The organism is Citrobacter sp. Cb004 (genome assembly GCF_030337065.1).
GTDB classification, from domain to species: Bacteria; Pseudomonadota; Gammaproteobacteria; order Enterobacterales; family Enterobacteriaceae; genus Citrobacter; species Citrobacter braakii.
The window spans coordinates 186996-196936 of the sequence record NZ_JAOWCH010000056.1 but is presented as its reverse complement, the minus strand read 5'-3'; the positions used below and the strand labels follow the sequence as shown (position 1 = coordinate 196936).

The following is a 9941-nucleotide window of genomic DNA, read 5'->3' as shown; positions in this document are numbered from 1 at the left end:
CTAGGGAAGGTGCGAACAAGTTCCTGATATGAGATCATCATATTCATCCGGAGCGCATCCCAGAGGGACATCATGAGCCATCAACTCACCTTCGCCGATAGTGAATTCAGCACTAAGCGCCGTCAGACCCGAAAAGAGATTTTCCTCTCCCGCATGGAGCAGATTCTGCCATGGCAGAATATGACCGCTGTCATCGAGCCGTTTTATCCCAAGGCGGGCAATGGCCGACGGCCCTATCCGCTGGAGACCATGCTGCGTATTCACTGCATGCAGCATTGGTACAACCTGAGCGACGGTGCCATGGAAGATGCCCTGTACGAAATCGCCTCCATGCGCCTGTTTGCCCGATTATCCCTGGATAGCGCCCTGCCGGATCGCACCACCATCATGAATTTCCGCCACCTGCTCGAGCAGCATCAACTGGCACGTCAATTGTTCAAGACCATCAATCGCTGGCTGGCCGAAGCAGGCGTCATGATGACCCAAGGCACTTTGGTGGATGCCACCATCATTGAGGCCCCCAGCTCTACCAAGAACAAAGAGCAGCAACGCGATCCGGAGATGCATCAGACCAAGAAAGGCAATCAGTGGCACTTTGGCATGAAGGCCCACATTGGTGTCGATGCCAAGAGTGGCCTGACCCACAGCCTAGTCACCACCGCGGCCAACGAGCATGACCTCAATCAGCTGGGTAATCTGCTTCATGGAGAGGAGCAATTTGTCTCAGCCGATGCCGGCTACCAAGGAGCGCCACAGCGCGAGGAGCTGGCCGAGGTGGATGTGGACTGGCTGATCGCCGAGCGTCCCGGCAAGGTAAAAACCTTGAAGCAGCATCCGCGCAAGAACAAAACGGCCATCAACATCGAATACATGAAAGCCAGCATCCGTGCCAGGGTGGAGCACCCGTTTCGCATCATCAAGCGGCAGTTCGGCTTCGTGAAAGCCAGATACAAAGGGCTGCTGAAAAACGATAACCAACTGGCGATGTTATTCACCCTGGCCAACCTGTTTCGGGTGGACCAAATGATACGTCAGTGGGAGAGATCTCAGTAAAAACCGGAAATAACGCCAGAAATGGTGGAAAAAATAGCCTAAATAGGCTGATTCGATGTGTTTGCGGGAAAAAAATCGGCCCAGATCCGCGAAATTTTAATCAGCGAGTCAGCTTGGGAAGAAATGACCTGCTTATTCGCACCTTCCCTAGAGGATCAGGGAAAGCAAAGCGCGCTAACGCCAAATCAGGTTGCCGACTGGCTGCAAGTTTCCAGTTGGGTTGATAACAACGATAAAGCCACTATTGAAATCTGGCAGCGCTATCGTGGGCAGATGGATGTGCCTGCGCGCGGCAAAGTTGCCGCTGCACGTGCGTACCGTAACCAGAAAAACTGGAATGATTCATTGGCGGTATGGGAAAGCGTTTTACAGGAAGAGCCTGACAACGTTGACGTACGCACCGGCTGGATAATGACGTTGGCAGATGCTCGCTACAATCAGCAAGCCCTTACTGAAGCGAATAAATGGGCACAGGCACATCCGGGGGCTGACTCCGATGCGCTACTTGCCTACGTATATCATTCTCAGGGAAAAAACTGGGACGCGCTGTTGGTTGCCAGCCAGGCGGATGACGTTGATCCTGGCAACAAAAATGCAAAATCCACGCTGCTGTCTGCTCTGTCAGCAAACCGTGTTTCCGGGCCCGCCTTAAATATGGCGGAGGTAGTGCCTACGGCAGATCCTGTGAAGCGCCGCCTTGAGCTTGATGCGACCGCCGAAATGGTACGTTCCTCCTATACGTCTGCACGTAATGAAGAAGAGCGGTTTATCGTGGCGGATAAAGCGCTGGCCCGTTATGACCAGTTGCTGGCTGCCTGGAAGGATGAGCCATCCGCGCAGAATGATGTCCGTCGGGCGAGAATTGACCGCATGGGCGCTTTGCTGGTTCGTAAGCGAACGTCTGAAGTGATTAAGGAATACGAATCGCTTTCTGCGAGCGGCGAAGTGCCAAACTACGCGAAACGCTGGGTAGCATCGGCATGGTTAAGCGAACGCCAGCCAGAAAAAACCGAAGCGATGCTGATGAGCATCTACTACCCGAATGGACCGATTCCCGTTACGCCGCTTGGTCCTGAGGATCAACAGGATCTGTTCTACGCGCATATCGATAATGAAAACTTTGATGCCGCTAAAAAACAGGCCGAAAACTTAATCAAAGAGAGTCCGTACCTGCGACGCATCTATGGTTCGCCAACGCCGCAGCCTAACGATAACTGGCTGCTCGGACAGTCGATGCTGACGCAATATTATATTGCTGCCAATGAACTACCTGAGGCTGAAAAGCTCGCAGAGCATCTGGCGCGAACAGGTTCAGGTAACCAGGGGCTGCGCATATCTTATGCCTCCGTTCTTGAGGCGCGTGCCTTGCCGCATGCGGCGGAGAAAGAGCTGAAGCTGGCGGAAGTGATTGAGCCAAGCAACCTGGAACTGGAACGTCAGCAGGCTTATGTTGCGTTGGATCTCCAGGAATGGAGGCAGGCCGATGAACTGACGGATGATGTCATCGCTCGTAGCCCGGATGATGAAGCGACGCTGCGCCTCGCGCGTATTCGTGATGTCCACAAAATGTCGGAAGTGCGCATTAGCGGCACACAAGGGATCTCGTCCGATAGCCCGGTCAGCGGTAAGAATGACTTCAATATCAATACTGCCATTTACAGTCCGCCAATTAACGACAACTGGCGCTTGTTTACTGGATTCAACTTTGCTACCGGTGAATTTGAGGAAGGTAAAGGCATCAGCCGCGATCTGGCTGCGGGGGCGGAATGGACTTCCCGCGACTACTGGGCAGAAATGGAAGTCTCTGGCCGAAATTATGGCGATGGTCAGAAAATTGGCGGTCGTCTTTCCGGCTGGCATGACTTCAATGACAACTGGCGCGTAGGCGGTTCGGCCGAGCGCTTGTCGCGTAATACGCCACTGCGCGCGCTGCGTAGCGGCGTGTATGCCAACGGCGGCGATATGTTTGTTCGCTGGTATCAAAACGAACGACGTGAATATCAACTGTCGTTTGCCGCATCACATTTCTCAGATGGTAACGATCGCATCGAATACGGACTCAGCGGAAAAGAGCGCATGTGGACAACGCCGCGCTTCACCCTGGACTTTACCCCGGGCATCGGCGGGAGCACCAACACCAAAGAGAATGTGCCGTATTACAACCCGAAGAGTGATTTTTCCGTGGTACCGGGTCTGAGCGCGGAGCAGGTTCTTTACCGCCATTATGACACCGTGTGGACGCAGCAAGGTCTGGCTGGTGTAGGTGGCTATTGGCAGCAAGGCCAGGACGCTGGTGCCATCGTTCAGGTGGGATACGGACAACGGCTCAAATGGAACAACGTCGTAGATGGCGGGGTGATGCTGATTTGGGATAAACGCCCCTACGACGGTAAACGTGAGCGGAATATCTCCCTCGCTTTCGATTTAAATGTCAGGTTTTAAGGATTGTTCATGCTGAAAAGATGCCTGTGGCTTAGCGCATTAATCGCTGGCTGGTTGATGATTACCGCGTGCAGTAGCGCGCACAATACAACGCCTCGCTACGTTCCTCCCGCAGAGAGAACGCCGCTGACGGCGGATCATCCGTGGCCGAAAAATAGCTTCCTGGTGCTCGGCTACCACGATGTCGAGGATGGTGCCGCCGACCAACGCTATCTTTCTGTGCGCACCAGCGCGTTGAGCGACCAAATGGCCTGGCTGCGTGATAATGGTTATAACCCGATCAGCGTGCAGCAAATCCTGGACGCCCATGACGGTAAAATCGTGTTGCCGGAAAAAGCGGTATTACTCACCTTTGATGACGGATATAGCAGTTTTTATACCCGCGTCTGGCCGCTGCTGAAAGCCTATAACTGGCCTGCGCTCTGGGCGCCGGTAGGGAGTTGGGTTGATGCTCCCGCCAACAAAAAAGTCGATTTTGGCGGCTTAATGACGGCGCGAGATAAATTCGCCACCTGGAAAATGGTCGAAGAGATGGGTAAATCACCGTTGGTGGAAGTCGGTGCACACACCTGGAATTCGCATTTCGGTGCACAAGCCAACCCGCAGGGAAGTAAAGAACCGGCAGTGGCGAACCGCCTGTATGATAAGAAAACCGGCACTTACGAAACGGATGAACAGTACACGCGCCGTATAAACGCGGATATCTCTCTCATCACCAACAAGATCAAATCGGTGACCGGGAAATCACCGCGCGCGTGGGTCTGGCCTTACGGGGCAGCCAATGGCACAACGTTAAACCTGGCTAAAGAGCATGGCTATAAGATGGCCTTCACGCTCAACGAAGGGTTGGCGAATGCCGAGTTTCTTGATGACATCCCGCGCGTGCTAATCTCTGATAACCCCTCTCTTAAGCGCTTTGCCAGCCAGGTCGCTCAGGTACGTGAACCGCAGACGATGCGCGTGATGCATGTCGATCTGGATTACGTGTATGACAAGGACCCGGCTCAGCAGAAGCGAAACATCGACAAGCTTATCCAGCGCGTTTATGACATGCGTATTTCTCATGTCTTCCTGCAGGCCTACGCCGATCCGCAGGGCGACGGAAATATTCGCGAGCTCTATTTCCCTAACCGCTGGCTGCCGATGCGTGCCGACCTCTTTAACTATATCTCCTGGCAGTTACAAACGCGGGCAGGGGTGACGGTGTATGCCTGGATGCCGGTTCTGGCTTTCGATCTCGACGCTTCCATCCCACGCGTAACCGCCTGGGATCCGAAAACGGGACGTACAGCGATCAACCGCGAGAACTATGTCCGTCTGTCTCCCTGGAGCAGCGAAGCGCGTCAGCGCATCACTGAAATCTATGAAGACCTGGCCAAACACGCCAGCTTCAAAGGGATTTTGTTCCATGACGATGCTTTCCTGACGGACTTTGAAGACGCGTCACCGGAGGCGTTGGCTGCCTACCGCGCCGCAGGGCTTCCCGGAAGCATTGAGCAAATCCGTAGCAATCCACAGGCGTTCGAGCGCTGGACGCGACTGAAAAGTAAGGTGCTGATCGACTTCACCAAACAACTGACCCAGGCGGTGCGTAATATTCGCGGTCCGCAGGTGCAAACGGCGCGCAATATTTACGCGATGCCGGTACTGGAGCCGGAGAGTGAAGCCTGGTTTGCGCAGAACCTGAATGATTTCCTCAATACCTATGACTGGACGGCACCAATGGCGATGCCTTTCATGGAGCAGATCCCGGCTAATGATGCCAACGCCTGGCTCGACAGATTAGTGAATGCCGTTGCACAAACGCCCGGCGCGCTGGACAAAACCGTGTTTGAACTACAGGCACGAGACTGGCGTAAATCCGGGGACGAGGCTGAAATCAGCGGAAAACAAATAGCCGAATGGATGCGCCAGCTGAAATTAAGCGGTGCAGGTAACTACGGCTATTACCCGGATGATTTCATCAGCGACAAACCTGAGATGTCAGAGATTCGCTCGACGTTCTCCTCATACTGGTACCCGCAAAAATGACCGATCGCATAATTGCTTTCCTGATACTTTGCCTGATGTTCAGCCTGCCGTTTGGCGTGGCGGTCATCTTTACAGGTGAAGTGATGTTGAACTTCGTCTTCTTCTGGCCTTTGTTTATGTCTGCTTTGTGGATAAGCGGCGGGGTCTATTTCTGGTTCTACCGTGAGCGTCACTGGAAATGGGGAGATGACACACCGCCACCGACGCTGGAGGGGAATCCGCTGGTTTCCATTCTGATCCCCTGTTTTAACGAAGGGATTAATGCGCGCGAAACCATTGAGGCCGCGCTGGCGCAGCGATATAAAAATATTGAAGTGATTGCCATCAACGATGGTTCAACGGATGACACCCACGACGTGCTGGAACAACTGGCGGTGGAATACCCCAGTCTGCGGGTGATTCATCTGGCTGAAAACCAGGGCAAAGCGCTGGCGCTCAAGACCGGGGCAGCAGCGGCGCGCAGTGATTACCTGGTGTGTATTGATGGCGATGCGTTACTGGACCGTGATGCCGTTGCCTATATTGTGGCGCCGCTGATCCAGTTCCCGCGCGTCGGTGCGGTGACCGGGAACCCACGTATTCGAACCCGCTCCACCTTAATCGGTCGGGTGCAGGTCGGGGAGTTTTCTTCCATTATCGGCTTGATTAAGCGCACTCAGCGAGTTTATGGGCAGATCTTTACCGTTTCCGGCGTGGTTGCTGCGTTTCGTCGTCGCGCGCTGGCCGAGGTCGGTTACTGGAGCCCGGACATGATCACCGAAGACATCGATATCAGTTGGAAGCTGCAATTGCGCCACTGGTCGATATTCTTTGAGCCGCGCGCACTGTGCTGGATCCTGATGCCTGAAACGTTAAGAGGGTTATGGAAACAACGACTGCGCTGGGCGCAAGGCGGTGCGGAGGTGTTTATCGTGAACATGCGCCGCCTGTGGTCATGGGAATATCGCCGTATGTGGCCGCTGTTTTTTGAGTTCTGTTTTTCTACCACCTGGGCGTTTGCCTATGCGATCAGTATCGTGCTGTTCCTGTTAGGGCTGATGATCCCGATGCCGGACTCGCTGTATGTACAACATCTGTTCCCGCCGGCCTTTACTGGGCTAATCCTCGGCGTGGTGTGCTTGCTGCAGTTTGCGGTGAGTCTGATGATTGAGCGGCGCTATGAAAAAGGCATTGGCGCGTCGTTGTTCTGGATTATCTGGTTCCCGGTGGTGTACTGGATGTTAAGCCTGTTCACCACGCTGGTCGCTTTCCCGAAAGTAATGCTTAAACGCAAACGCGGCAGGGCGCGTTGGGTGAGTCCCGATCGTGGAATTGGGAGGATCGAATCATGAGTCAGCCGCTGATCTTTACGGAGCAGCGTTTGCTGCCGCGCATCATTGACGTGTTGTTAACGCTTTTTGCCTGGGTTGGCTTTTTATATTTGATCTATAAAGGGCTGATCACCGCTCTGGCGCACTCACCTTATATAGGCGTGCGACCCTTTTTCACCACGCTGGATACGGTCACGTTTTACATCCTTGTCGCGCTGGTCAACGGACTGGTGCTGATTGGTTGGGCGAAGTACAACCAGTTTCGTTTTCGGGTGGAACGTCGCAGTCGCAGACCCGGACTGGAAGATCATGAGCTGGCGGAAAGTTTGCGTATTACCCGGGAACTGGTGACAGAGCTGAACAAAGCACGGGTGCTGACGGTTCACCATCATGAAAGTGGTGAAATCAATCATATCGATGTGGACAGGGATATCGCCGATAACCGTCTACCGCCGCCGACGCCTGCGATGCTGGAGTATTTGCCGCCAGAGCCGCAGCCATCGTTGCAGAAAAGGCCTGAGTGATATTTCTACTTTCAGCTGCTTCCTTCAGCCTCGCACAGGTCTATGATTAGACCCAGACAATAAAAAAATGCGAGGCAATGTCGTGGATAAGGAACTACTGGATGCCGGTTACCGGGCCTATACCGGCGAGAAGATTGACGTCTACTTCAATACGGCGATATGTCAACATTCGGGCAACTGCGTGCGGGGAAGCGCAGCGCTTTTTGACCTGAAGCGTAAACCGTGGATCATTCCGGATGAAGTGGAAGTCGCGACGGTCATTAAAGTGATTGATACCTGTCCGAGCGGTGCGCTGAAATATCGCCAGAAATGAGTGAGGGGACCATGGAAATTCTTGCAGGCCACAACAAATATTATGTTAACGATGCCGAAGGCAATCAGGTTGCCGAGATTGTCTTCGTGCCGACGGGTGAGCATCTGAGCATCATTGAACATACCGATGTCGACCCCAGCCTGAAAGGCCAGGGGGTCGGTAAACTGCTGGTGGCGAAGGTGGTGGAGAAAATGCGCGCCGAAAACCGCAAAGTTATTCCGCTGTGCCCGTTTGCCAAACATGAGTTTGATAAAACCCGCGAGTACGACGATATTCGCGCCTGATAATCTTACGTGCGCCGGAAGGCATGACCGCCGTCCGGCGCATCACTCCCGATGCAGCAAATCCTGATAAATTCCCGTCAACACCCCTTGTGGGCCAAACTCTTTTTTAATCCATTGGGTTACACGACCGGTGGCCGAATGCTGGGTCGCCAGCAGCATCCGTGAATCCTGACGCGGGTTGTGGATCTGCCGCGTGACCAGCAACGACTTTTCCATCGCCTCGCGCACCATATAGTCCGGCAGAAAACCGATGCCCTCACCCAGGATCTGGCACTGGCATTTGGTATTAAAATCAGGAACCAGAATCGACTCCTGTCCGTGTAACAGCCAGCCGACCTTCTTGTTGATGGTGTGGGCGGTGTCTTCCACCATGATGTTCGGGTACAGGCGCAACTGGCTCTCAGAAATCGGTTCAGGCATAAAAGCCAGCGGATGATCCGGGGCAATCGCAAACGACCAACGGATCGCGCCGATCTCGGTGTAATCAATCCCCCCGCCGTCCAGTAACGTATCCGGCGCGCCGATAGCGATGTTGGCGAGGTTGTTAATGATCGAATCCCAGACGCCGTTATACACCTCAGTGGTGACGGTTATCTGGCAGGTTGGAAACTGTTTCTTGAGTACCTGCAGCAGTCGTGCCGTATGTTGAGGGGTATACAACAGTTGATTAATACAGATGCGTACCCGGGCTTCAATGCCCTGAGCAATGGTATCAATACTGCGCTTGATGGCGTGGAAATCGTTGAGCAGGTCGGTCGCCTTGCGAAACAGATAGCGTCCGGACTCGGTCAGCTCAATGCTGCGGGTACTGCGGGTAAACAGCACCACGTCGAGCCCCACCTCCATGCGCTTAATGGTGTAACTAATTGCTGATGTGGTTAAGCCAAGTTCCTCAGCCGCCTTGCTGAAGCTGCTGTAGCGGGCTGCCATCGTAAATGCCAGCAGGTTTTCCTCGGTAAAAATTGAATTCATCTTCCTCCCCTCCGGCGACAAACGCGCATCTGCGACGCGATGATTGTTGAATGTATTTGTAATCCTTATGCAGAGCAATCAGTTTTGAACAGAATTTAACACTAGTTTTACAATTGATTTGAAGGCAATCACACTTCTGTATATTAATTGCAGGCCGCTATCCGTGTAGCATCACGCCTGATTTTCCTGACAACTGATTAATGGCTAAAAGCGGCTCTGTCATAAGGAAAAGATTGCACTACAGCACGTTTTGTTCTCATTGTTAAATTTGATTCAATAATCAACACGCTTACGATGAATGAAATTTAAGCGGATATTATTCTCTGCACTCTGTTGCTATTCTCAACTTATCGGATATTTAAAAAGTCTAAAAAACTGCAGGAGAGCGATTATGTCAGAGAAAGAACTCATTACTGAATTTCTGCTGGCGGCAGAGCAGGGTGATGCCGATGGGTTAAAATCCTGCCTGGCAAAAAATGTGGATATTAATGCCACTAACCGCCAGGGGCGCACTGCCATAATTATTGCCAGCCTGAATAAACATTATGACTGTGTTTCTTTATTGATTGCTGCCGGTGCCGATATTAATAAACAGGATCAAACCTGTTTTAATCCATTCCTGATTAGCTGTCTGACTAACGATTTAACGCTGCTGCGTACCGTATTACCGGCCAATCCCGATCTTAATTGCCTGAGCCGTTTTGGCGGCGTCGGTATTACGCCAGCCAGCGAAAAAGGTCATGTAGAGATCGTGCGCGAACTGCTGCTGCGTACCGATATCAATGTTAATCATACCAACTTTGTCGGCTGGACGCCGTTACTGGAAGCCATCGTGCTTAATGACGGCGGCGCGAAACAGCAGGAAATCGTCAAGCTGCTGCTCGACCATGGCGCAAACCCGCACATGACGGATAAATACGGTAAAACCCCGCTGGAGCTGGCGCGGGAGAAAGGATACCACGAAATTGCCGAGCTGCTGATTGCGGCCGGAGCCTGACAGAGGAGCGCCACT

Annotated in this window: 8 protein-coding genes and 1 pseudogene; 8 read left to right on the top strand and 1 reads right to left on the bottom strand. The window is 53.1% G+C overall.

Annotation, left to right across the window (positions count from 1 at the left end; genetic code table 11):
- Positions 1–72: 72 nt before the first annotated feature.
- From OGV65_RS12075 to OGV65_RS12045, 7 genes and pseudogenes are all read left to right on the top strand, one after another.
- Positions 73–1053, top strand: coding sequence for an IS5-like element ISKpn26 family transposase (locus OGV65_RS12075; protein ID WP_000019445.1), 981 nt, complete (start codon positions 73–75; stop codon positions 1051–1053).
- Between the two features lie 147 nt (positions 1054–1200).
- A pseudogene (gene pgaA / locus OGV65_RS12070) lies at positions 1201–3495 on the top strand (poly-beta-1,6 N-acetyl-D-glucosamine export porin PgaA); the annotation flags it as partial.
- Positions 3496–3504: 9 nt separating this feature from the next.
- Positions 3505–5526 (top strand): poly-beta-1,6-N-acetyl-D-glucosamine N-deacetylase PgaB, encoded by a 2022-nt coding sequence (gene pgaB, locus OGV65_RS12065; RefSeq protein WP_103766705.1) that lies wholly within the window; start codon positions 3505–3507, stop codon positions 5524–5526.
- Positions 5523–6857 carry a poly-beta-1,6-N-acetyl-D-glucosamine synthase gene (gene pgaC / locus OGV65_RS12060; RefSeq protein WP_016154305.1) on the top strand — a complete coding sequence of 445 codons (1335 nt, stop codon included), beginning with the start codon at positions 5523–5525 and terminating at the stop codon, positions 6855–6857. Before pgaB ends, pgaC begins: the two co-directional genes overlap by 4 nt.
- On the top strand, positions 6854–7360 hold the full coding sequence (gene pgaD, locus OGV65_RS12055; protein ID WP_286454995.1) for a poly-beta-1,6-N-acetyl-D-glucosamine biosynthesis protein PgaD: 507 nt from the start codon (positions 6854–6856) through the stop codon (positions 7358–7360). The genes pgaC and pgaD overlap by 4 nt, the downstream gene beginning before the upstream one ends.
- A gap of 82 nt (positions 7361–7442) precedes the next feature.
- A complete protein-coding gene (yjdI, locus tag OGV65_RS12050; protein WP_103766810.1) occupies positions 7443–7673 on the top strand; it encodes a 4Fe-4S mono-cluster protein YjdI in 231 nt (76 codons plus the stop codon).
- Between the two features lie 11 nt (positions 7674–7684).
- Positions 7685–7957, top strand: a complete 273-nt coding sequence (locus OGV65_RS12045; RefSeq protein ID WP_103766706.1) for a GNAT family N-acetyltransferase — start codon at positions 7685–7687, stop codon at positions 7955–7957.
- Between the two features lie 42 nt (positions 7958–7999).
- Here OGV65_RS12045 and OGV65_RS12040 read toward each other — a convergent pair whose 3' ends face one another.
- Positions 8000–8929 (bottom strand): LysR substrate-binding domain-containing protein, encoded by a 930-nt coding sequence (locus tag OGV65_RS12040; RefSeq protein WP_046276120.1) that lies wholly within the window; start codon positions 8927–8929, stop codon positions 8000–8002.
- A gap of 391 nt (positions 8930–9320) precedes the next feature.
- Here OGV65_RS12040 and OGV65_RS12035 point away from each other — a divergent pair, with 391 nt between their 5' ends.
- Entirely contained in the window at positions 9321–9926 is a 606-nt protein-coding gene (locus OGV65_RS12035) for an ankyrin repeat domain-containing protein (RefSeq protein WP_016157395.1), read from the top strand.
- Positions 9927–9941 lie beyond the last annotated feature (15 nt).

Excerpts from the sequence above, each read along its gene's own strand:
- pgaB (WP_103766705.1), top strand. The coding sequence starts at position 3,505 with ATGCTGAAAAGATGCCTGTGGCTTAGCGCATTAATCGCTGGCTGGTTG.
- OGV65_RS12075 (WP_000019445.1), top strand. The coding sequence starts at position 73 with ATGAGCCATCAACTCACCTTCGCCGATAGTGAATTCAGCACTAAGCGC.
- pgaC (WP_016154305.1), top strand. The coding sequence starts at position 5,523 with ATGACCGATCGCATAATTGCTTTCCTGATACTTTGCCTGATGTTCAGC.
- OGV65_RS12045 (WP_103766706.1), top strand. The coding sequence starts at position 7,685 with ATGGAAATTCTTGCAGGCCACAACAAATATTATGTTAACGATGCCGAA.
- OGV65_RS12035 (WP_016157395.1), top strand. The coding sequence starts at position 9,321 with ATGTCAGAGAAAGAACTCATTACTGAATTTCTGCTGGCGGCAGAGCAG.
- pgaD (WP_286454995.1), top strand. The coding sequence starts at position 6,854 with ATGAGTCAGCCGCTGATCTTTACGGAGCAGCGTTTGCTGCCGCGCATC.
- OGV65_RS12040 (WP_046276120.1), bottom strand. The coding sequence starts at position 8,929 with ATGAATTCAATTTTTACCGAGGAAAACCTGCTGGCATTTACGATGGCA.